19 protein-coding genes and 2 riboswitches are annotated in these 23,575 nt (G+C 54.3%); of the genes, 17 read left to right on the forward strand and 2 right to left on the reverse strand.

All coding sequences use genetic code 11. The features are described 5' to 3' along the window. Positions 1-31: 31 nt before the first annotated feature. From EDM21_RS18005 to EDM21_RS18045, 9 genes are all read left to right on the forward strand, one after another. On the forward strand, positions 32-1,042 hold the full coding sequence (locus tag EDM21_RS18005) for an ABC transporter substrate-binding protein (protein WP_157337758.1): 1,011 nt from the start codon (positions 32-34) through the stop codon (positions 1,040-1,042). 64 nt (positions 1,043-1,106) lie between these two features. Next, complete coding sequence (locus EDM21_RS18010) at positions 1,107-2,837, forward strand: FAD-dependent oxidoreductase (protein ID WP_157337760.1); 1,731 nt, start codon at positions 1,107-1,109, stop codon at positions 2,835-2,837. Continuing rightward, a complete protein-coding gene (locus EDM21_RS18015) occupies positions 2,834-3,220 on the forward strand; it encodes a 4Fe-4S dicluster domain-containing protein (RefSeq protein ID WP_157337762.1) in 387 nt (128 codons plus the stop codon). Before EDM21_RS18010 ends, EDM21_RS18015 begins: the two co-directional genes overlap by 4 nt. A 373-nt stretch (positions 3,221-3,593) precedes the next feature. Further along, positions 3,594-5,663: a glucose-specific PTS transporter subunit IIBC gene (gene ptsG, locus EDM21_RS18020; protein ID WP_157337764.1), complete on the forward strand. Its 2,070-nt coding sequence runs from the start codon at positions 3,594-3,596 to the stop codon at positions 5,661-5,663. A 75-nt stretch (positions 5,664-5,738) separates the two neighbouring features. Next, the gene (locus EDM21_RS18025; RefSeq protein WP_157337766.1) at positions 5,739-6,011 is read left to right on the forward strand and encodes an HPr family phosphocarrier protein; all 273 of its coding nucleotides are present in this window, start codon (positions 5,739-5,741) and stop codon (positions 6,009-6,011) included. Continuing rightward, positions 6,004-7,719, forward strand: a complete 1,716-nt coding sequence (gene ptsP, locus EDM21_RS18030; protein ID WP_157337768.1) for a phosphoenolpyruvate--protein phosphotransferase — start codon at positions 6,004-6,006, stop codon at positions 7,717-7,719. Before EDM21_RS18025 ends, ptsP begins: the two co-directional genes overlap by 8 nt. Before the next feature lie 302 nt (positions 7,720-8,021). Further along, on the forward strand, positions 8,022-8,399 hold the full coding sequence (locus EDM21_RS18035; RefSeq protein WP_166542083.1) for an MmcQ/YjbR family DNA-binding protein: 378 nt from the start codon (positions 8,022-8,024) through the stop codon (positions 8,397-8,399). Positions 8,400-8,600: 201 nt separating this feature from the next. Further along, positions 8,601-9,623, forward strand: coding sequence for an NADP-dependent oxidoreductase (locus tag EDM21_RS18040; RefSeq protein WP_157337771.1), 1,023 nt, complete (start codon positions 8,601-8,603; stop codon positions 9,621-9,623). 153 nt (positions 9,624-9,776) lie between these two features. Beyond that, complete coding sequence (locus EDM21_RS18045; protein WP_157337773.1) at positions 9,777-10,667, forward strand: YitT family protein; 891 nt, start codon at positions 9,777-9,779, stop codon at positions 10,665-10,667. A gap of 153 nt (positions 10,668-10,820) precedes the next feature. Here the strand turns inward: EDM21_RS18045 and EDM21_RS18050 are convergent, their stop codons facing one another. Together EDM21_RS18050 and EDM21_RS18055 are read right to left on the reverse strand one after the other, a co-directional pair. After that, on the reverse strand, positions 10,821-11,024 hold the full coding sequence (locus EDM21_RS18050; RefSeq protein WP_157337775.1) for a YbdD/YjiX family protein: 204 nt from the start codon (positions 11,022-11,024) through the stop codon (positions 10,821-10,823). Next, positions 11,017-13,107, reverse strand: a complete 2,091-nt coding sequence (locus tag EDM21_RS18055; protein WP_157337777.1) for a carbon starvation CstA family protein — start codon at positions 13,105-13,107, stop codon at positions 11,017-11,019. Before EDM21_RS18055 ends, EDM21_RS18050 begins: the two co-directional genes overlap by 8 nt. Before the next feature lie 373 nt (positions 13,108-13,480). Next, positions 13,481-13,677: riboswitch (cyclic di-AMP (ydaO/yuaA leader) on the forward strand. A gap of 108 nt (positions 13,678-13,785) precedes the next feature. Further along, positions 13,786-13,968: riboswitch (cyclic di-AMP (ydaO/yuaA leader) on the forward strand. A 125-nt stretch (positions 13,969-14,093) separates the two neighbouring features. Here EDM21_RS18055 and EDM21_RS18060 point away from each other — a divergent pair. The 8 genes from EDM21_RS18060 to EDM21_RS18095 all read left to right on the forward strand — a co-directional run bounded on the left by EDM21_RS18060 (position 14,094) and on the right by EDM21_RS18095 (position 23,568). Next, positions 14,094-14,519 (forward strand): hypothetical protein, encoded by a 426-nt coding sequence (locus EDM21_RS18060; RefSeq protein ID WP_157337779.1) that lies wholly within the window; start codon positions 14,094-14,096, stop codon positions 14,517-14,519. Positions 14,520-14,667: 148 nt separating this feature from the next. Next, positions 14,668-14,745, forward strand: coding sequence for a K(+)-transporting ATPase subunit F (gene kdpF / locus EDM21_RS25580; RefSeq protein WP_156430973.1), 78 nt, complete (start codon positions 14,668-14,670; stop codon positions 14,743-14,745). A gap of 39 nt (positions 14,746-14,784) precedes the next feature. Then, on the forward strand, positions 14,785-16,464 hold the full coding sequence (kdpA, locus tag EDM21_RS18070) for a potassium-transporting ATPase subunit KdpA (RefSeq protein WP_157337781.1): 1,680 nt from the start codon (positions 14,785-14,787) through the stop codon (positions 16,462-16,464). Between the two features lie 21 nt (positions 16,465-16,485). Next, positions 16,486-18,534 carry a potassium-transporting ATPase subunit KdpB gene (gene kdpB / locus EDM21_RS18075; RefSeq protein WP_157337783.1) on the forward strand — a complete coding sequence of 683 codons (2,049 nt, stop codon included), beginning with the start codon at positions 16,486-16,488 and terminating at the stop codon, positions 18,532-18,534. A 116-nt stretch (positions 18,535-18,650) separates the two neighbouring features. Beyond that, positions 18,651-19,265 carry a potassium-transporting ATPase subunit KdpC gene (kdpC, locus tag EDM21_RS18080; RefSeq protein WP_157337785.1) on the forward strand — a complete coding sequence of 205 codons (615 nt, stop codon included), beginning with the start codon at positions 18,651-18,653 and terminating at the stop codon, positions 19,263-19,265. Positions 19,266-19,300: 35 nt separating this feature from the next. Beyond that, positions 19,301-21,637: a histidine kinase gene (locus EDM21_RS18085; protein WP_157337787.1), complete on the forward strand. Its 2,337-nt coding sequence runs from the start codon at positions 19,301-19,303 to the stop codon at positions 21,635-21,637. A gap of 394 nt (positions 21,638-22,031) precedes the next feature. Continuing rightward, positions 22,032-22,871, forward strand: coding sequence for an ABC transporter ATP-binding protein (locus tag EDM21_RS18090; protein WP_068777017.1), 840 nt, complete (start codon positions 22,032-22,034; stop codon positions 22,869-22,871). Beyond that, the gene (locus EDM21_RS18095; RefSeq protein WP_157337788.1) at positions 22,804-23,568 is read left to right on the forward strand and encodes an ABC transporter permease; all 765 of its coding nucleotides are present in this window, start codon (positions 22,804-22,806) and stop codon (positions 23,566-23,568) included. Before EDM21_RS18090 ends, EDM21_RS18095 begins: the two co-directional genes overlap by 68 nt. Positions 23,569-23,575 lie beyond the last annotated feature (7 nt).

Here is a 23,575-nt window from a genome sequence, read left to right on the forward strand (position 1 = left end):
GAGATTGATATAGAAAAGGGGACTGAACAAAATGGGCAAACTTGCGCAAAAAAAGACGTCATTCAAGCTGAGCACCATTCTCGCGCTGATATCGCTGGTCTTACTTGCTGCTGCATGCGGCAAGGCGGAAGCGGACCCTACAGGAGGACAAGAAGCGGGCAAAATCCCTTCTGTGCTGAGAATCGGCTATATCGGTTCTACCAAGCTTAATCTGCCCGGCGGGGCAGAAGGCTGGGGTTTCTATACAGGGATTACGAAGCAGGAACTGCAGAAATATGGGATAACGGACGTGCAGTTTGTCGGCTTCCCGAGCGGTCCCGATCTCAGTGAATCGCTGATCAGCGGAAGAATCGACATCGGCTCTCTGGGAGATACGCCTGCTGTTCTGGCCAAGTCTGCGGGGGCTCCTTCCAAGTTGATTACACTGAATGCAGCCAACAGCAACGCGTTTATTCTAGCCAAAAAGGGCGGTCCCGCAAGCCTTGCGGAGCTTAAAGGCAAGAAGCTGTCCGTGAAAAAAGGGTCCTATATGCACCGTTATGTGGCCGGCCTTTTAAAGGAACAGGGCATCAAGGACGTCCAACTGATCCATTTGCTCGATGAGGACGCGGATGCGGCGCTGGTGCGCGGCGAGGTCGATGCGATTGCCACTACAGAGGTTCGCGGTCTCAAAATGATCCCGCAGGGCTATCCGGTGCTGGATGAAGCACTTAAGGATCATCCCGATCTCGTCGGTGGAAGCATAACGGTCGTATCGGAAAGTTACCTGAAGAAATTCCCGGATCTTCCGAAAGTATGGAACGATTTGCGGGTGAAGGCGCTGGAAGACCTTCAAACCAAAGAAGAGGATTATTATGCGTTTCTCGTAGAGAATACGGGGAATTCGCTGGAGCTGGTTCGCAAGACGAGTGCCATAAGCCGCATCCAGAAAGAAACGTTTACGGATAAGGGGCTTCAGCAGTTGGAAGCGGCCAAAGATTTTCTGGTCAGTGATAAGCTCGCGGAAAATGACTTTTCCATAGAAGAATGGATTGCGAAATAAAGAAGAGGAACAAGCAGAGGAAGCCGTGAGAAGAATAGGCTGACAGGAGATAGGGGGAAGTGCAATGAGTCAAAAGCAGCCTCTGCGGCTGACAGCAGATGTGCTCGTTATCGGGGGCGGTCCCGCAGGCGCGTGGGCGGCATGGAGCGCCGCCTCTCAGGGAGCACGCGTCATTCTGGCGGATAAGGGATTTCTCGGAACAAGCGGGGCTACAGCTCCAGGCGGGACCAACCTGCTGTACCTTCCAAGAGATCCGGTTCTTAGAGAAGAAGCGGTACAGAAGCGGATGAAGGGCGGAGGTTACTTGTCGGAGCCCGAATGGATTCACCGGGTCCTCGATCAGGTCTATGAGAGCCTGGAGCTGGTCGAATCTTGGGGTTACCCTTTCCGCAGGAACGAAGAAGGTGTGCCGATGCGCGATCATCTGCAGGGCCCGGAATATATGAAGCTGATGCGGCGGGCCGTCATTAAAGCAGGCGTGAGAATTCTGGACCAGTCCCCGGCCCTGGAACTGCTTACGGATGAGCACGGCGCGGGAGGGGCAAGAGGGATCTGCCGTCTGGATGACCGGGACTGGGAAGTAAGGGCCGATGCGGTGGTCATTGCGACCGGCGGCTGTGCTTTCCTCAGCAAAGGCCTGGGCTGCAACGTGCTCACCGGAGACGGCCTGCTGATGGCGGCCGAGCTTGGCGTGGAGCTGTCCGGAATGGAGTTTAGCCGCCAGTACGCCCCGAGCGCCGCATTCGGCACGAATACGCGCGGCAGGCTGCTGAACTGGGCGACTTACAGCACAGAAGACGGCACGATTCTGCACAGTGAAGGTCCCCGGCCGCACGACTTCCTCCCGCGGATGCTGAGCCAAGGCCCGGTGTACGCGGTTATGGATAAAGCGGACACACCGGAGAAGCGCGCGATTCTCAGACAGTCGCATGCGATCTTCTTCCTTCCGCTGGACCGCGCGGGTCTCGATCCGTTCACGCAGCGGTTTCCGCTGACTTTGCGGTACGAGGGCACGGTACGCGGTACAGGCGGCATCCGCCTGACGGGCGATGACTGCGGCACGACCGTGGCGGGCCTATACGCTGCCGGCGATGCCGCGACGCGCGAGCGTGTGACCGGCGGGCAGTCCGGCGGCGGGGCGTTCAACGCCTCGTGGGCAATCTCGTCGGGAACATGGTCGGGCAAATCCGCCGCGCAGTATGCCTTGAAGCTCGGCGCCAAGGCGCTGCTGCGCGAGCTGAAGCCCGCAGGCGGAGCGGGCATCGTGCCGGCGGCTTCCGCCGGCGGGCAGACAGCGGATGCGGCGGAGCTCATCCGCGCCGTGCAGGCGGAAGTGTTCCCGCTGCACATCAATTACTTCCGCAGCGAACCCGTGCTGCGGGAATCTCTCCAGCGGCTCCACGGGTTGTGGCCGCTGGCGGAAGCGCTGGCCCCGTCTGGAGCGGGCCAGCGGGTACGCGCCCGCGAAGCCGCGGCGCTGGTGGCAAGTGCCCGCTGGATACATACAGCGGCTCTTGCCCGCCGCGAGACGCGGGGGATGCACACGCTTGCGGAGTATCCGCAGGCGGACCCGGCGATGCAGCGGCGGCTGCTCGTCTCCGGGCTGGATGTCATTCATGCTTCCTTTGAGAACAAGGAAGCTGTCCCGGCAGCGAGCAGCCCCGCTGCGGTTCCGGTTGATCGTGCTCCTTTGCACAGGGCATCGCTGGAGATCCGGAGCGGGAGCAAATCGGAGGCCCGCGCGGATTCGGTCCAGAATCCGGGTGCCTCATGGAAGGAAGTGACCCAGGGATGATTGAACTCGTGAGCGCCTCGCGCTGCGTGGAATGCGGCATATGCGTCAAAGTCTGCCCCACGAATGTGTTCGACGAGGGACCTGACCGCATTCCGGTCATTGCCCGGCAGGATGATTGCCAGACCTGCTATGTGTGCGAGGTCTATTGCCCTGCGGATGCCCTGTATGTTTCTCCATACGGCGATGTTCCCGGCGGCGCGGATGAGGAGAAACTGGCCGAGTCCGGTGTATTGGGAAGCTGGCGGGCATTGATCGGCTGGGGGCCGGGCAGGACCAAACTGGCCAAGATCGACACGACCCCGTTTATCGACCGGGTGCTGCCCGGCCAGCCTCCGCTTGCTCCCGGAGAAGCGGCTTTTATTCTTGCTTCGGACCCTGAATGACTGGAATCCAGCTCGTGTGTGAAGCCTTGACCGGCTAAGATAGAGAGACCCCTAAAATGGAGTTTTATGTGAGATTATTTTGTGTATGAAAGAGTATTGTCGAATCGAAATGGCCGTGCTATAATGACGGTGCTTAGGATTTATGACAACTGAACAGGCGATATGCGCGTGTGACTGATTCGATCAGGCATGAGCAAGGGAAAGAGAATGAATGGAAGCTGTCTCATTCGGGTTATATTAACCCTTATGAGATACGGATTCCGGCATCTCTTTTGCTGCTCATGCCTTTTTTGGTGTTTCGGGCTTGCCTGGGGCGTTGAATAATCCATAGACAATCATTACCATCGAATACATCGAAAAGGAAGTGAAGCACATGTTAAAAGGCACGTTTGGTGCTCTTCAGCAAGTCGGTAAGGCCCTGATGCTTCCGGTTTCCATTCTTCCGGCCGCGGGTCTGCTTCTGGCATTAGGCGCGGCAATGAAGACACCGGATACGATTGAGCTGATGCCTTTTCTCAGCGCAAACGGCTTTCAAGTAGCCGCATCGCTGATGTCCAATGCCGGTGACATTATTTTCGGCAACCTGGCTTTGCTGTTCGCGATTGGTGTGGCAATCGGTCTGGCAGGCGGCGACGGTGTTGCCGGTATTGCAGCCACGATCGGCTACCTGATCATGAACGTGACGATGGGGGTCCTTGCAGGTGTAACCCCTTATTCACTGACTCTCAAAGACCCGTCTTACGCCAGCGTGCTCGGCATTCCTACCCTACAAACCGGCGTATTCGGCGGTATCATTATGGGGGTCATAGCGGCGATGCTGTACAGGCGGTTTCATAATATCGAGCTGCCGTCCTATCTCGGATTTTTTGCCGGCAAACGTTTCGTGCCGATCATTACATCCTTGGCCGCTCTGGCGGCAGGCCTGATCCTGATCTTTATCTGGCCTCCGGTCCAGCATGGCCTCAGCACGTTCTCCCGTTCCGTTCTCGACGCGAACCCGGTACTTGCTTCCTTTGTATTCGGAGTCGGCGTACGTTCCCTCATTCCGTTTGGTCTGCACCATATCTGGAACGCGCCATTCTGGTATGAATTTGGCCAATATACGGACGCTGCGGGTAATCTGATCCGCGGTGATATGAAGATCTTCTTCGCTCAGCTGAAAGACGGAGTGGAGCTGACCGCAGGTACGTTTATGAGCGGTAATTTCCCGTTCATGATGTTCGGTCTTCCGGCTGCGTGTCTCGCAATGTATCATGCGGCACGTCCGGAGAATAAGAAATTCATAGCAGGAATCATGGGTTCCGCGGCACTGACGGCATTCCTGACAGGGATTACCGAGCCGATCGAGTTCTCGTTCTTGTTCGTTGCTCCTCTGCTCTACGTGTTCCACGCTTTGCTGGCAGGTCTGTCTTTTGCGATCATGACTCTGCTTCAAGTGAAGCTGGGTTTCTCCTTCTCAGGCGGCGCGATCGACTTCCTGCTGCTGGGTGTACTGCCTAACCGTACGCCGTGGTGGCTTGCAATTCTGGTAGGTCTCGTCTTCGCAGTCATTTATTATGTCGTGTTCCGCTTTGCGATTAAGAAGTTCAATCTGCTTACACCAGGCCGTGAAGCCGCTCAGGAAACGGATGGCGATACGGAAGGGAAGTCGTCCGCAGCTCCATCTGCTGCAGGCGCTGCAGGTTCGGCAGAGCTTCCAAGCAATATCCTAGCGGCCCTCGGCGGTGCGCCTAACATCTCGAATCTGGATGCTTGTATCACACGTTTGCGTGTACAAGTGAAGGATAAAGGTGAAGTGGACAAGGAGCGTTTGAAGAAACTTGGCGCTTCCGGCGTTCTTGAAGTGGGCAATAACATTCAGGCGATTTTCGGGACAAGATCCGATTCCCTCAAAAATCAGATCCAGGACGTTATGGCTGGACGCGTACCAACCTCGGCTCCGGCTCCTGCAGTCGAGTCGGTGGGCACAGAGGGCAGTCATATTCTCGCAGAGGAGACGATTGTTGCCCCTGCTGACGGTGAACTGATGGATATCACACTCGTTCCCGATGAAGTGTTCTCGCAGAAAATGACCGGTGACGGCTTTGCCATTCTGCCTAAGAACGGCACGATCGTGTCCCCGGTTAACGGTAAAATTTTCAACGTGTTCCCGAGCAAACATGCGATTGGCATCCAGTCGGACGGCGGCAAAGAACTGCTCGTTCATATTGGTGTCAACACGGTGAAACTGAAAGGCCAAGGCTTTGATGTTCTTGTGTCCGAAGGGGATATCGTGGAAGCGGGACAGCCGATCATGCAGGTGGATCTGGATTACGTCAAGGAACATGCGCCTTCGATTATTACGCCGGTAATCTTTACGAACCTGCCTGAGGGCACCGAAATCCGTTTGAACAAGCAAGGTGACGTGAAATCCGGGGAGAAGAATATCATTACGCTGAAGTAACCTTTTTCTAACTTCCTGATTTCGGTTAATATAGACAGAAGCAATTTAAATCCTATGAGCGGAGATGAATGAACCATGGAAAAAACATTTAAAGTCACGAGCGATACAGGAATTCACGCACGTCCGGCAACGGCTCTAGTTAATGCCTCTAATAAATTCAAGTCCAACGTATTCGCTGAAAGCAAAGGCAAGAAAGTTACGATGAAATCGATCCTGGGTGTGCTTTCCCTGGGTCTGGAAGAGAACGACATCCTTACTTTGTCGGCAGAGGGTGAAGATGCCGCTGAAGCGATCGCCGCGCTGGAAGAGATTATGATTAAAGAAGAGCTGGGCGAGCTTCATGCCTAACATCCGCGGCATTGCCGCTTCGGCGGGCATTGCCATCGCCCGGGCGTTCCGCCTGGAGCATCCCGATCTGACCGTGGCGCGGAAACAGATTCAGGATGCGGAAGCCGAGGTCGCCAAATTCGAGTCTGCGCTGGAGAAATCCAGGGCAGAGCTTGAGGTGATCAAGGAACAGACTCTCCGGGAAATGGGAGAGGAGAAGGCGGAGATCTTCGAATCGCATCTGCTCGTCTTAAGCGATCCGGAACTGATCGATCCTGTCATCGCGAAGATCCGTGAAGAACAAGTGAATGCTGAATTCGCGATGAATGAAGTGGCGATGACGTTCGTCGAGATGTTCGAGAACATGAACAGCGAATATTTGAAAGAACGCGCGGCCGACATGCGTGATGTAACGAAGCGGGTGCTGGCGCATCTGCTTGGTGTCAAATTCGTCAGTCCATCGGCTATCTCGGAAGAGACGGTCGTCGTGGCGGAGGATTTGACACCTTCGGATACAGCGCAGCTGAACCGCACTTACGTCAAAGGCTTCACGACCAATATCGGGGGCCGCACCTCGCACTCTGCGATTATGGCGCGCTCGCTTGAGATTCCGGCGGTCGTGGGCACGAAGAACGTGCTGGATCTGGTTCAGGACGGCGATCTGCTGATCGTGGACGGTCTGGACGGCGAAGTCCTGATCAACCCCGAGCCGCACGTCGTCGAGGAATACCGTGCGAAGCAGCAGCGGTATGCCGAGCAGCGCGCGGAATGGGCCAAGCTGAAGGGTGAGCCGACCGTTACACCGGACGGTCACCACGTAGAGCTGGCCGCCAACATCGGAACACCTGCCGATGTGGCAGGCGTGCTGGAGAACGGCGGCGAAGCCGTCGGCCTGTACCGGACGGAGTTCCTGTACATGGGCCGCGATCAGCTACCTTCCGAGGAAGAGCAGTACAAGGCTTACAAGGCGGTACTGGAGAAGATGGAAGGCAAGCCGGTCGTCGTCCGCACACTGGATATCGGCGGAGACAAAGAACTGCCGTATCTGAAGCTTCCGAAGGAAATGAACCCTTTCCTCGGATTCCGTGCGATCCGGCTGTGCCTGGAGCGGGAAGACATATTCCGCACCCAGCTTCGTGCTCTGCTCCGCGCCAGCGTGCACGGCTCCCTGCGGATCATGTTCCCGATGATCGCCACACTGGACGAATTCCGCCAGGCTAAGGCTCTTCTTCTCGAAGAGAAGGAGAAGCTTGCGGCGGAAGGAACACCGGCTGCCGAAGGCATTCAGCTCGGCATCATGGTTGAAATTCCGTCTACGGCGGTAATGGCCGATCAGTTTGCGAAGGAAGTCGATTTCTTCTCCATCGGGACGAATGATCTCATTCAATATACGATGGCGGCTGACCGGATGAACGAGCGGGTATCCTACTTGTACCAGCCGTACAACCCGGCCATCCTGCGTCTGGTCAAGATGGTCATCGACGCGGCTCACCGCGAAGGCAAATGGGCCGGCATGTGCGGAGAGATGGCCGGAGACGCACTGGCTATTCCCCTGCTGCTGGGCCTTGGCCTCGACGAGTTCAGCATGAGCGCGACTTCGATTCTGCCTGCACGCAGCCAGATCGTCAAGCTGCCGCTCGCTGACATGCAGAAGCTGGCAGCGCGTGCGATCGAGCTGTCTACGGCCGAAGAAGTCGTGGCGCTGGTGGAAGCGCAGATGCGTGCGTAAGCAGCGGTTATCATCCCTTCTTTGGTGATTGAGAAGCCAAGAACGGTAAGCAGCACCCCTTGGGTCACTTTCATTGGATCATTATCCGATGTAAGTCTTGAGGGGTGTTTTTTTATTGTAAACAGGAAATTGGATCCGGGACGGAAGCGGCCGCAAAAGTATCTTGAAGGCATGCGGTTTAATTATGCAAAGAGGTTTTCACAAAAGGAATCAACCGGGTTGACATGGAAATCACTTATAGTCTGCCTTAGATTGAAGGTCGAAGACTGTTTGGTTTAAAAATGCGGGAGGGGGTTGTTGCTGTGAACGTCAGAGATGTTTATACCTATTGCTTGCAGAAGCCCGGGGCAGCTGCGGAGCGGCCTTTTGACGAGACGACGGATGTAATCAAGGTCGGGGGCAAAATGTTTGCCTTGATGCCATCGGATGCGTCTGGCGAGGGCGGCAGTGTGACGCTGAAATGCGTACCGGAGGAAGGGGAGCTGCTCAGGCAGCAGTATCCCGGCACGGTCATGGCGGGGTATCATATGAACAAAAGGCACTGGAATACCGTGCTTTTGAATCAGGAGGTCCCGGCGGAGGAATTGCAGGAGATGATCGATGTATCGTATCATCTTGTGGTCAAAGGTTTGACGAAGGCCGAGAAGGAGAAATTGGGCCTGTCGGCCGGGCGGTTATAGCCGTTATTAATAGTCTAGACCCTGTGAGTGTATCTGCTTGCAGGGCTTTTTGTTTTCTATGGGGGAACGCAGGGTAAAATACCGGGGGATGACCGCGGACTGAATACGCGATTCCTTGCGAGGACGAGACCCGATTATATCGGGTTGAAAAGGTCCTGGAAATGACGGAAGTCTTAAATAGATCTCAAGGAGGCAATACCCATGAAGAATAACCGACAAATCCGCTTGATCAGCAGACCTCAAGGTATGCCCGGCAAACAGAATTTCGAGTTCACAGAGTCCGAGGTTCCGGCCATAGAAGAAGGACAGGCTCTTGTACGTACTTTATATCTTTCGGTGGACCCTTACATGCGCGGCAGAATGAACGATCAGAAATCGTACGTACCGCCCTATAAGGTAGGGGAAATCATAACGGGCGGTGTTGTCGGACAAATAGCAGAGTCGAGGACATCGGAATTCAACAAGGGTGACTATGTGGTCGGCAACCTGGGCTGGCAGGAGTATTCCGTGGTCAAAGCAGGCCAGGTGACGAAGGTGGACCCTTCTCTGGCTCCGGTAACGACAGCGCTGGGCATTCTGGGAATGCCGGGTCTGACCGCGTATTTCGGACTTCTTGATATAGGTCAGCCCAAGGAAGGGGAGACCGTCGTCGTATCCGGCGCAGCTGGAGCCGTTGGAACAGCCGTCGGCCAAATCGCGAAGCTCAAAGGTGCGCGCGTAGTCGGGATAGCCGGATCAGAAGAGAAGGCCGAATACCTCAAGAACGAGCTCGGCTTTGATGTGGTCGTCAATTACAGAAGCGCGGGCGATATCCATGCAGCCATGAAGGAAGCTTGTCCGGACGGCGTTGATGTTTATTTTGATAACGTAGGCGGCGAAATCTCGGATGCGGTTTTGAGCCTGATTAACAAAGGGGCCCGCATTCCGCTGTGCGGCCAAATCGCCCTGTATAACCTGGAGAAGCCGGACAACGGGCCGCGCATCCAAGGCCGCCTGCTGACCAACAGTGCGCTTATGAAAGGCTTTATCGTAGGTGACTATAGTGCGCGCTATCCCGAAGGAATGAAGGATCTGGCGTCTTGGTTGAAAGCAGGGAAATTGAAGTACAGAGAGAACATTGTAGAAGGTTTTGACCAGACGATCGAAGCGTTCCTGGGCCTCTTCAAAGGAGAAAATACCGGGAAGCAGCTTGTCAAGGTAGCGGAAGCCGAAAAAACGTCTTAAATCGTTAAATTAAGTGATCCTAGTCGAATAATATGATATAATATAGGTATTCGATGTTTGTTTACCAGGTGGAAGTCTGTTTGCAAACAGACTTCCTTTTTTGTTCGGTAGGCGGCATCCGGCTGTATATATTATAAAAGGGGTGTAAGGCCATTGAATGTAGACAATGCGGCATTTCATAGTTCCAAAGGTTCCAAGCAATCCATTGCTAAGCTTGTGCGCAGGGCCGTCTTTATTATTATAGGTGCAGGGCTCTTCTCTGTAGGACTGGAAGTTTTCCTCGTCCCGAACAACATCATTGATGGCGGTATCACGGGCATTTCCATCATGCTTTCTCACTTTCTTGGACTTCCTCTCGGTATCTTCCTGACTCTTTTGAATCTTCCCTTCTTATATCTGGGCTACAAACAGATCGGTAAAACCTTTGCTTTATCAACGCTTTTTGGCATTCTGGCCATGTCTCTCGGTACGTATCTGCTTCATCCTGTTCCGGCCTTTACCGCGGACCCACTGCTGGCGGCAGTGTTCGGGGGCGTCATTCTAGGCGTCGGGATCGGCCTCGTTATCCGTTCAGGAGGTTCTTTGGACGGTACGGAAATCGTAGCGATTCTCATTAACAAAAAGTCACCTTTCTCCGTCGGTGAGATCGTTCTGTTCGTGAATTTATTTATTCTGGGAAGCGCCGGTTTCGTCTTCGGATGGGACCATGCGATGTACTCCCTGATTGCGTATTATATAGCTATGAAAATGATCGATGTGACCATCGAAGGTCTGGATCAGTCCAAATCGGTGTGGATCATCAGTGATAAGTATAAAGAAATCGGCGATGCGCTCACTCAGCGTCTGGGCCGCGGCGTGACATTCCTGCATGGGGAAGGCGCCTATACGGGAGATGATAAGAAAGTGATCTTTATCGTTATCACCCGTCTGGAGGAAGCCAAGCTCAAAACGATCGTCGAGGAATGGGACGAGAATGCGTTTATTGCGGTCGGCAATATTCACGATGTGAAGGGCGGACGCTTCAAGAAGAAAGATATTCACTAAATCTGCGTGCTTGATAAGGATACTTACAAAGTAAATAAAGACTCCTGAGCCGAGATAGCGGTTCAGGAGTCTTTATTTTGATTTCCGGCTGCCGGGCGATGCGGGAGCTTTCTATTGCAGGGCAGACCGGCAGCAGCAGCCTCAGTAGTAGCCTCAGCAGCAGCGGGTGATCTTCCCGTCTTTAGAATCGTAGCGGTTATCCTGGGCCTGCCGGAAGAACTCTGCACGGCTCAGGACCGGACGGTCGCAATGGCTTGTTTTCATATGTTCCACATAGGTTTCATAGTTCGGCACACCGACCAGGAGGTCCAGAAACTGCCTGCGGTAGCTCCACATGATTTTGAGGCGGTTAAACATATTTAGCCGCCCCCGATCCGCCTTGCGGCCCTCTTGGAATATAAGGTGTCTCGGTCGTGTCCATCGGCTTGTTCTTGATCGCCCGGATCCATACGCGGACGGAGGAGATCAGGATAATCAGAACGACAATCATAAAGAAGGCGGTCAGCGACGAATTAACATAGTCGTTCATAATAATCTGTTTCATCTGGTCGGCATTCTTGGCCGGCGCGATGAGGGTACCGCCGTCCAGGGCCGTCTGGTACTGCTTGGCATGAGACAGGAACCCGATATTCGTTTTCTCGTGGAACAGCTTCTGCCAGCCGGCGGTCATGGTCACGATAAGCAGCCAGACGGTGGGAATGAGTGTGACCCACGCGTATTTTTTCTTACCCATCTTGAATAGAATGGTCGTGCCCAGCAGAAGGGCCATGCCCGCCAGCATCTGGTTAGCGATGCCGAACAGCGCCCACAGGGAGTTAATGCCGCCGAGCGGATCAATCACACCCTGATAGAGGAAGTAGCCCCAGCCGGCGACACAGAGCCCCGTGGCAATGAGATTGCCCAGCGTGGACTGCGTGTTGCCGAGTTTCTTGCTGCCGAAGCGCAGCAGATCCTGAATGAGGAAGCGGCCCACCCGGGTGCCCGCGTCTATCGTCGTCAGGATGAACAGCGCTTCGAACAGAATGGCGAAGTGATACCAGAACGCCATCATGGCCTTGCCCCCGACGACGGAGGAAAGGATCTGCGCCATCCCGATGGCGAAGGTCGGGGCCCCGCCTGTTCGCGACAGAATGGTGCTCTCGCCGATGTCCTTCGAGAGCGTGGTCAGCTCCTCCGGCGTGATCGTGAAGCCCCAGTTCGTCACCGTAGCGGCCGCTGTGACGACATCGGTACCGCCGAGCGCGGCAGCGGAGGAGTTGATCGCGAAGTAGGTGCCCGGTGTGATGACACAGGCAGCGATCAGCGCCATTATCGCGACGAATGACTCCATCAGCATGGCGCCGTACCCGATCGGCCGGGCATGGCTTTCACGCTCGAGCATCTTGGGCGTCGTTCCGGAAGAGATCAGCGCATGGAAGCCGGATACGGCTCCGCAGGCAATCGTGATGAACAGGAACGGGAACAGATTTCCGGCGAATACTGGACCCGTACCGTCAATGAATTTGGTTGTAGCCGGCATCGACAACTCCGGCAGGACGAAGATAATTCCGGCGGCCAGACCGGCAATCGTACCGATTTTGAGGAAGGTGCTGAGATAATCGCGCGGAGCGAGCAGCAGCCATACCGGCATGACGGAAGCGATGAAGCCGTAAGCAATCATCATCAGCGCGATCGTTTCGCCGGAGAAGCTGAACAGGGGGGCGAGCGCGGCGCTCTCCGCTACATACTTGCCTCCGATCAGAGAGAGGATCAGGAGGACCACGCCGATCAGCGAGGCTTCTCCGACGCGTCCAGGGCGTATGTAGCGCATATAGACGCCCATGAGCAGGGCGATCGGTATAGTTGCGGCGATCGTAAACATGCCCCATGGGCTGCCGATCAGCGCTTTGACAACTACGAGTCCCAGTACGGCCAGCAGGATCACCATAATGCCGAGAATGCCCAGCATGGCGATCGTACCGGTGAATTTGCCGACTTCGTCGCGGATCATGTCGCCCAGCGACTTGCCGTTACGCCTCGTTGAAGCGAACAGGATCACGAAATCCTGGACAGCTCCTCCGAGGATGACCCCGATAATGATCCAGAGCGTACCGGGCAGGTAGCCCATTTGCGCGGCTAGTACCGGGCCGACCAGAGGTCCGGCTCCGGCAATGGCAGCGAAGTGGTGCCCGAACAGGACCCATTTGTTCGTAGGTACGTAATCTTTGCCGTCGTTGTTAACTTCCGCAGGCGTTTTCCGGTTGTCATCGAGTTCAAAGACCTTACGGGCCAGGAAACGGCTGTAGAAACGGTAAGCGACCGCATAGCAGCTGACGGCTGCGATAACGAGCCAAGCCGCATTAATGGTCTCTCTCTGACCGAGCGCAACCAGCCCGAAAGCAATTGCCCCGACAATGGAAATACCTCCCCAAAGAAAGATTGATTTCCACCCCAAATTCATAATAACAGCCTCCCTGCCGGTTTGAGTGATAACGTTTACATGATAGTATATCAGCTTTTTGCCTGCTGAAAAGAAGAAAATTTCTTTTTTGATGAAAATATGTAAGGGATTACCTTATTCTGGGCTGATATTCATTCTGTTTGGAAGCGGGGCTTCAACTTCATAAATAAAGAAAGCGAGAGCGGAAATCCGTCTGCCTATTTCTTCAAGAATGAGAGGTAATGGAAGATAAATTAAGCTAGGAGCAACAATAGAAGTATGTAAGCGCATAAAAGTTAAACTTTGCCTGAAAATTGATTCTAAACGGATTTCGGATATCTTTACAAAGGCTGTACGGAGGTGTAATATTCATTCCATCAATTAAAAAAACAGTTTCTTGCTTTCGCTGAATTTCCCCAAACCGGGGAAGCGGGGGAACCATCGCAGTGCCTTGTCCGGTGTGAGAGCCAGGCAGGATCTGCAGGGGTGAATCTTGAAGCGGCGGACCGCCATGGAACCGCAGCTGCAAGTAGGGCGACTCTCACCGTCCGAATCCGACAGCTAACCTCGTAAGCATAAGAGTTCGGGAGGGGTTGAAGAAGCTTGTGATCGCTATCGACCACAGGGACTTCGTTTCGCTGTGGTTTTGTTGTGTTCAGATTTAGTTAAACTCGCTTAAATGCTTTTGAAACCAATACAAGTTTTGTATCGCTGAATTTCCAGGGGTTTTGTGGAAAACGGGGGAACCAACGAGTGCCGGCGGCAGCAGCCGCGGACTCATGGGGTGAATCCTTGCAGCGGCTCACCGCCGCACTGCAGGGTAGGGCGACTCTCACGCCCGAATCCGACAGCTAACCTCGTAAGCGTAACGAGAGAGGCAACTGCTAACCGCGCTACTGGGCCTAGTCTACTTGACTATGCCCGCTAAGAAGCCGCGTGAAGAGTTCCTCTTCCGCAGGCTTCTTTTTTGTTGCCTAAAAATAGGAGAAGGGAATCGGATAAGCCAGATGGAACACCAATCGGAATTAATTACGTATACACTTGTCGCCGCTCCGTGCGTAATCGGAGAAAATTTCGTGAAACTGCTGCACATCTATCAGCGGCCCTTTGCTGTGCTGGTGAACAACTCGGTAGAGAAGCAGCGGATGAAGCAGCTTGGCGCCAAGCATATCATCGAAGTCGATACCGTCCACCACGAGGCTTGGGAAGTTCCCGAGCTGCCGATTGGAGACGTCTACTTGTTCGAAGACAGTCTGACTTTATGCTGCAGATATTTACAGATGGTCCGAAGCTGGACTACCGGGAACATTGTGGTCGTGAAGACGAACCCGACACCCCGGCTGATCTATAAAGCGCTGGGCGCCGATCATGTGGTGCATACGAACAAGGATCAGGTCTCTTTCCTCCTTCGTTCCGAACGACCGGTAGGCTGAAATTTAATTAGAGCGATTGATGTAAAAAAGGAGTCGAGAGCATGAATGATCTCTATATGATCCTGTTACTGGGTGTTATATATATGATGTTTTATGGATTTCTGGCCTGGTGCGGCCGGGTTGTCCGAAGCTCGGGAGGCGAACGTTTATGACAATAGTTGTTATTTTTGCCGCCGCCTTATTTGTTTATTTGATCTATGCTTTGATTAATCCGGAAAAGTTTTAGACGGCCAAGCGCGATGTTGTTTGAGGAGGAATTGTTTCCATGGAAATCATACAGATCTTAATTGTTATTGGCGTGCTCTGCTTGCTGGTGAAGCCGCTTGGAACTTATATCTACCATATCTTCTCCAATCAGCCCAACCGGACGGATAAATGGTTTGGCTGGATCGAGAAGCCGATTTACAAGCTGGCCGGTATTCGTAATCAAAGCGGGATGACCTGGAGAAAATACGCCGGCAGCCTGGTTTTGACCAATATCGTATTGGTAGCTGCGGGGTATTTGATCCTCCGTACGCAAAAGGTCCTTCCCCTTAATCCGAACGGGATTGATAATATGGAAGCGACCTTGTCTTTTAACACGATTATCAGTTTTATGACCAATACGAACTTGCAGCATTACAGCGGTGAGACGGGCTTGTCCTACTTCGCCCAAATGGCGGTCATCATGATGATGATGTTCACCTCGGCCGTAACAGGCATCGTGGTTGCCATTGCGTTTATCCGCGGGTTGACCTCGAAGGGTCATTCGCTCGGCAACTTTTTCACCGATTTTGTAAAAGGGCACACGCGTCTGCTGCTGCCCCTTGCGCTGATCGTTACGCTGGTGCTGGTCGGCCTGAAAGTCCCGCAGACTTTCGATGCGACGATTACAGTCCAAACGGTTGAAGGGGCAGAGCAGCAAATCGCGGTCGGCCCGGTGGCTTCTCTGGTATCGATTAAGCACCTCGGGACCAACGGGGGCGGATTCTTTGGAGTTAACTCCGCCCATCCGTTCGAGAATCCGAGTCCGCTTACGAATGTGATTGAAATTTTATCCATGTGGTGTATCCCGGCTTCCTTAACCTACACGTATGGGAGGTTTGCGAAGAATCAGAGGCAGGGGTGGGTTATTTTCAGCGCAATGATGCTATTATTCCTAGTATTCCTATCGGCGGTGTTCTTTTCGGAGAAGGCGGGCAATCCCCTGCTGAACTCCATGGGAGTAGAATCCGCTCAAGGCAGTATGGAAGGCAAGGAAGTGCGCTTCGGTATTGCGCAGTCCGCTCTCTTCACGGCTGTGACTACAGCGGCAACGACAGGGACGGTCAACAATATGCACGATACGCTGACTCCGCTGGGCGGCATGGTTCCGCTGGTTGAAATGATGCTGAACACCGTGTTCGGCGGCGATGGAGTCGGGCTTGTCAATATGCTCATGTATGCGATACTCGCCGTGTTCCTGGCCGGACTGATGGTTGGACGCACCCCGGAATTTCTGGGGCGCAAGATCGAGTCCCGCGAGATGAAGCTGATTGCCGTCGCGATACTCGCCCATCCGCTAATTATTCTCGGTCCGACGGCGCTGGCGCTGATGACGGATCTGGGCCGGAGCGCCATTACCAACCCGGGCTTCCACGGCATCAGCCAGGTGCTCTACGAGTATACGTCCTCAGCAGCCAATAACGGCTCCGGATTTGAAGGCTTGGCCGACAATACACCGTTCTGGAACATAACGACGGGGATCGTGATGCTGCTCGGCCGCTATGTATCCATTATTGCACTGCTGGGCGTGGCCGGTTCACTGGTCCGCAAACAGTGGGTGCCCGAGACGATCGGAACCTTCCGTACGGATAATATGCTGTTCACGGGAATTGTGATCGGCACGGTACTCATTATTGGGGCGCTGACATTCCTGCCCGTTCTGGTGCTGGGTCCGGTAGCCGAATATTTAACATTGCGTTAAGAAACGATGGGGTGAACAAGGATGAGCTCAAATGCTTCTTCTCAATTAAAAAGAAAATCGATGCTAAGCAGCGCGATTCTAAATCAGGCGCTGATTCAAAGCCTCATTAAATTAAATCCGGTAACGATGATGAAGAATCCTGTCATGTTCGTTGTGGAGATCGGCACCTTCATCGTGCTGCTGATGACGGTTATGCCGGGATACTTCGGTACAGAAGATAGAGTCGGATTTAACTTCACCGTGTTCCTGATTCTTCTCTTCACCGGATTGTTTGCGAATTTCGCGGAAGCACTTGCAGAGGGCCGGGGGAAAGCGCAAGCGGATTCGCTCAAGAAATCCAAGCAGGAAATTACGGCGAACAAGTTGACGGGCAGCGGAATCAAAGCGGTACCTTCCACCGAGCTCCGCAAAGGAGACATCGTGAAGGTCTCCCAGGGGGAAATGATTCCGGGCGACGGGGAAGTCATTGAAGGGTTAGCTTCCGTTGACGAATCCGCTATTACAGGGGAATCGGCACCCGTTATCAAAGAAACGGGCGGCGACTTCAACTCGGTTACAGGCGGCACACGAGTCGTGAGCGATTCGATTAAGGTCCGCATTACGAGTGACCCGGGCGAATCGTTCATCGACCGGATGATCTCTCTCGTCGAAGGTGCGTCCCGACAAAAAACGCCTAACGAAATCGCCCTGAACATTCTGTTAACGACACTGACGCTTATTTTCCTGATCGTCGTTGTTACGCTGGGGCCGATCGCAGATTACGTCGGAGTGGAGCTTGATGTAGCCGTTATGATCGCTTTGCTGGTGTGTCTGATTCCGACTACCATCGGCGGTCTGCTGTCTGCCATCGGTATTGCGGGCATGGACCGGGTGACACAGTTTAACGTGCTTGCGATGTCCGGTAAAGCGGTGGAAGCTGCCGGGGACATTAACACGATCATCCTGGATAAAACAGGTACGATTACGTTCGGTAACCGGATGGCAAGCGAGTTCGTTCCTGTAGGAGCTGCTTCTCTGTCGGAACTGGCGGCCTGGGCTGCAATAAGCTCCGTGAAAGATGAGACGCCGGAAGGCCGTTCTGTACTTGAACTTATGAAGAAAGATCATCTTCCTTATGACGCCGCTTTGGCGGCAGGAGGAGAATTCATCGAGTTCAAGGCCGAGACCCGGATGAGCGGAATCGATCTCACGGATGGCCGCAGAGTCCGCAAAGGCGCTGTAGACGCCGTGATCCAGTGGGCGCAGGAGCAGGGCGGCACTGTTCCTGCGGATTTGAAGGCAAGCGGCGACGCTATCGCCTCCGAAGGCGGGACACCGCTTGCAGTTGCGATGGACGGACACATATACGGACTTATTTATTTGAAGGATACGGTGAAGCCGGGAATGAAGGAACGGTTTGATACTCTGCGCAAAATGGGGATCAAAACCATTATGTGTACCGGCGACAATCCGCTGACGGCGGCAACGATTGCCCGGGAAGCCGGTGTGGATGATTTTATCGCGGAGAGCAAGCCGGAAGACAAGATTGCGGTCATCCGCAAAGAGCAGGCAGCCGGTAAGCTTGTCGCGATGACAGGCGACGGCACGAATGACGCTCCTGCACTGGCGCAGGCCGATGTAGGCCTGGCTATGAACAGCGGAACCATCGCTGCGAAGGAAGCCGCCAACATGGTTGATCTCGACTCCGATCCTTCGAAGATCATTGAAGTGGTCGGCATCGGGAAGCAGCTGCTGATGACACGCGGTGCACTTACGACGTTCTCGATTGCCAATGACATCGCCAAATACTTTGCCATTATCCCGGCTATGTTCATGGTCGCGATCCCGGAGATGGATGCGCTGAACATCATGGCGCTTGGCTCACCCCTGTCGGCGATCTTGTCGGCTCTTATCTTTAACGCGATCATCATCCCGCTTCTGATCCCGCTGGCTATGAAGGGCGTAGCGTACCGCCCGATGAGCTCGCAGAAGCTTCTGAGCCGGAATTTGTTCATCTACGGTCTGGGAGGGGTTGCAGCTCCTTTTATCGGCATTAAAGTGATTGATCTGTTCGTGCATCTATTTATTTAACCGCAGCGGCTATAGGACTATATATAGTAGAAACACATTCAAAGCAAGTCAGGACACAGCCGGCCGTTCAGGAAGTAAAGCAGCTGCCGGCTCCATGTAGAGAGGGATGAAAAGGTATGAATACAGGCGCGTTGAAGGATAAAGAAGAGGAAGAGTGGACGGGATCGGCCTTGTCGGTTTCGATCCGGCTCTCCGTCTTATTCATCGTCTTGTGCGGGATCATTTATCCGCTGGTCAGTACGGGCGCAGCTCAAGTTATTTTTCCGAAGCAGGCAGACGGCAGCGTCATTAAGAATGAGCAGGGCCAAATTATCGGTTCCGAGAATATCGGCCAGCAATTTACCGGCCCCGGCTTGTTCCACGGACGTGTTTCTTCTATAGAATACAAGGCGGAGGCTTCCGGCTCGAACAACTATGCACCGTCGAATCCGGATATGCATAAGCGTACGCAGGATTCCGTGGAAGCCTGGAAGAAAGAAAATCCGGAGGTTCCCGTAAATAAGCTTCCGCTGAGCCTTATTACTAACTCCGCTTCGGGTCTGGACCCGCATATTTCACCGGAGTCGGCCGAAGTTCAAATTCCGCGGATCAGTAAAGAAACAGGATTGACGGCATCGCAATTACAGGAATTGGTTCAGAAACATACGGAGGGCCGTGACCTGGGCCTATTCGGTGAGCCGCGTGTAAATGTGCTGGGGCTGAATATTGATCTTCAGAAGCTGTCGAAATAAGATTCGCTTGTTGAAAACACGGAAGGAGCTTCTCCATGGAAAGTTTCCGTAGAAAAACGCCCGATGAGATTCTGCTGTCGATTTCCGATATTCACCGGGGAAGACTGAAAGTCTATATCGGTGCCGTCAGCGGGTCCGGCAAAACGTATCACATGCTGCGGGAAGGCCAGTCCCTGAAGCAGCAGGGAATTGATGTGGTGATTTGCGCCGTGTCGATGGAGGGGCGCCCGGATACAGCTGAGCAGGCATCCGGACTCGAAGAAATTCCGAGTATCGGCTGGGAGCAGGACGGTGTCCGGCAGCAGGATCTTCCGCTGCAGGAGCTGGTGGACCGCAACGCCGAAGTGGTTCTTTTCGACGGACTGGCGCACCGCAACCGGCCCGGCGCTCTGAACGAGACCCGGCTGGACGATATTCATTTTCTGCTCAGCAAAGGAATCAGCGTCATTACGACTATTAATGTCTATGAGCTGGAGGGTGTCCGTGAACCTGCGCAGAGGCTTGCCGGCATCACGGTCGAGAATACCGTGCCCTCCGATACGCTGGAGCTTGCCGATGAGGTGCGGCTCATTGACGCTTCGCCGGAAACGATCCTGAAACGGCTCGAAGAAGGAAGTATGCACGGCTGCAGGGAACCGGAGCGCCAAGTTCTGGAGCGCGGCAACATCGGCGTGCTGAGGGAACTGGCGCTGAGGCTCGTAGCCGAAGGAGTGAACGATTCGCTCGAGAAGCACCGGGGGGAAATGGGGCTTGTAGGTCCCTCCGGTGCGGATGAGCGGATTCTAGTCTCCACCCAGTATCACTGGAATGGTTCTATTTATGTCCGCAGAGGCCAGCAAATTGCAGATCGCCTGAATGGCGATCTCCTTGTTGTTTCTTTTAAGAATCCGGATAAGGATCTGTCCAAAGAGGCGGCGGCATTCCGGCGGTCTATCACCAAACTTGTCGAGAAGGTGGGAGGACGCTTCGAGGAGCTCCCTTTCCCGAGCCGGCGCCGCCTGGCGGTTGCATTGCTGCGTTACGGTCTGGAGCAGAAGGTGACCCGGATCGTTGCGGGCCATTCGAAGCACAGCCGCTGGCAGGAGTTCTGGCAGGGCTCCGTTCTGAACGACCTCGTAAGCCGGATGCAGGGGATTGATCTGTTCGTCGTTGCAGACCGTGCGGAGCTGGACGGGGAACGTATTCTGCCGGCCAGGCATAAGACCCCGGTCCGGAAGAACAGTGAACGGTACCGCAGGCCGAGCGGGCCAGAGATGCAGCGTCAGATTGAACGCGTGAGGCGGGGGAAGTTCAAGGTGTACATCGGAGCCGCCCCGGGAGTGGGCAAGACGTACATGATGCTGCGCGAAGGCAATGATCTCCTCAAGCGGAAGATTGATGTCGTCATCGGTCTGCTGGAGCTGCACGGACGCAAGGAAACGGCAGCCCAGGTCGGGGAGCTGGAAATCATTCCGCGCAGCATTATCGATTACAGAGGCACCGCACTTCAGGAGATGGACACGCAGGCGATCATCCGGCGCCTGCCGGAGGTGGTCCTGGTCGATGAGCTGGCCCACACGAACATGCCCGGCAGCAAGCACAAGAAGCGGTACTCCGACGTGCTGGATCTGCTGAACGCGGGCATCTCGGTCATTTCGACCGTCAATGTCCAGCATCTGGAGAGTCTGAATGATGCGGTAGAGCAGCTGACGGGCGTGCGTGTCCGGGAAACCGTACCGGACAGCATCCTGCGCCTCGCGGACGAGGTCGAGCTGATCGACGTGACGCCGCAGACGCTCCAGCAGCGGATGAGAGACGGCAAGATTTACGGAATGGACAAAGTGGACCAGGCGCTGGGCAACTTTTTCAAAACCGTAAATCTGATCGCCCTCCGCGAGCTTGCGCTGCGCGAAATCGCCGACGACGTCGACGAGCGCCTGGAGGCGTGGGAGCGGGTGGATTCGCTGCGTGGTCCGTGGCGCCGCCAGGAATCGATCTTCGTCTGCGTGAAGCTGAACAAGCATGCGGAGCGGATTATCCGGCGCGGCTTCCGCATCGCTTACCGGCTGAAGGCGCAGTGGCATGTCGCGTACATCAGCGCCGAGCAAGCCTCAGATACGGATGCGCAGGCGCGGATCGATGCGCTGCGCACACTGACGGAGCGGCTTGGCGGCCGCTTCGAAGTGCTGGATGCCGCCGGGAAACGGCAGGCGGCAGGAGGACTGCTGGCCCGCGCCCTGGAGGTCCGGGCGACGCAGCTCATCATCGGCCAGGCGCATGAATCGCTGTGGGAGCGGCTCTGCCATGGCTCTATCGTGAAGCGGATTCTGCGCGGGGCGAGGAGCATGGACGTGCTCATCGTGGCGGAGTATGAGCCGGGGAAGAAGAAGTAACGCGGCGCAGCAAGAGGGCCATTGCATCCGGATAAGCATGGCGGGCGAGGCCGGAGAATCATTTCGTACGTTTATCGTGCGGAATGAGGAATGCGGATGCGGATACGGGTACGGGCCCTCACACGTTATCGCCGAATAAGTCTGATCTCGCGCTGCGAGGCAGGCTTTTTTGTGCTGATTTTGTGCTGATATATAGGGGATAAGAAAGCAGTGGATTTTCGATTTCGTCCTTAATAAGCTTTCTTTAAAAAGCTATAAACTGGAAATGATGAGAATTTGTGATTTTTTGGTTGACAAATATGATAATTCCGATAAAATAAGTTGGTATATAGAAAAGAACGGAACAATGAAATGAATGTTTACATTCGTCCGTGTCTGAAGGAGAGATCAAGCGATGATACAAATCAAGCATGTTCACAAAACCTTCAAGCAGCGCAAAGGCGGTACCTTTACTGCCATTGATGATGTATCCCTGACCATCCATAAAGGAGAATTCGTTTCCCTGCTAGGCCCTTCCGGTTGCGGCAAGTCGACGGTTCTGAACATGGTAGCGGGATTAGAAGGCTATGACGAAGGCATCATTGAGGTTAACGGGTCAAAAGTGACCGGACCGGGTTCGGACCGGGTGGTTGTATTTCAGGAGCATGCCTTGTTTCCTTGGCTCACTGTCCTTGATAATGTAGCTTTTGGCCTCAAACAGAAAGGCGTATCCAAGAAAGAGCGCTATGAGAAGGCAATGGAGCAGATCAAGACGGTACACCTGAGCAAGTTCGCTGACCGGTACCCGCACGAATTATCCGGCGGTATGAAGCAGCGCGCCGCTATTGCACGGGCGCTGGCGATGGACCCCGAGATTCTGCTGATGGACGAGCCTTTTGCGGCGCTCGACGAGCAGACAAGGCTTATTTTACACAAAGAATTAGAAGAAATTTGGATGAGAACGGGTAAGACTATTCTGTTTATTACCCATAATATACGGGAAGCCGTTATCCTCTCCGACCGGGTTGTGGTGATGTCCACGCGTCCCGGCACAATCAAGAAGGAATTCGCAGTAAAGGCTGCCAGACCTCGCGACCATGCAGATTCGGTTATTCATCATGTGGAGAACGCGATTATGGACGTGCTTGCGGAAGAACTCGAGAAAGTGGTAAAGGAGGAAATGGGCGATGAGTACAGCCTTAAGAAGAACGATTTTTCTCGTAATTCTTCTGATAGCGTGGGAGGCGGGATATAGAATCTTCGACTGGGGATGGAAGTTCCCTTCTGTCCTGCAGACTCTCGACGCTTTCCGGATCGGTTTTACGGAAGGGCAGCTGCTGGAAGCGACGTTCAGCAGCTTGAAGAGATTATTGATCGGCTTTTCCATTTCGCTTGTGGTAGGTACGCTGTTGGGCTTCTTGTTCGCACGCTACCGGATTCTGGATGATACGATCGGGTTTCTGGTCGTTGCTCTGCAAACCGTTCCGAGTATCGCTTGGCTGCCGTTTGCGATCATCTGGTTCGGATTGACGGACACGTCGGTTATTTTCATTACGGCGCTGGGCGCCACATGGACGATGGCGATGTCCAGCCGTACCGGCATTCTGAACATCCCGCGCATTTACTTGAAGGCCGCTCAGACGATGGGTGTCGGCAACGGCCTGCGGATGTTCTGGCAGATCATGGTTCCTGCGGCATTCCCGCATCTTATCAACGGTGTGCGTGTCGCCTGGGCGTTCGCATGGCGTGCGCTCGTTGCCGGAGAATTGATTGCCAGAGGCGTCGGCCTGGGGCAGATGCTTCAGGATGGACGGAACCTCGGCGACACGGCTATGATGCTCTGTATCGTAATTATCATTGCCGTACTTGGAACGATCTCGGACCATTTCTTCTTCAAACGTCTGGAAGATACGATCTTAGTCAGATACGGCCTTGCACCCGGCAGTAAATAAATAGATG

The organism is Paenibacillus lutrae, assembly GCF_009757775.1.
In the GTDB taxonomy this organism is placed as follows: Bacteria; Bacillota; Bacilli; order Paenibacillales; family NBRC-103111; genus Paenibacillus_F; species Paenibacillus_F lutrae.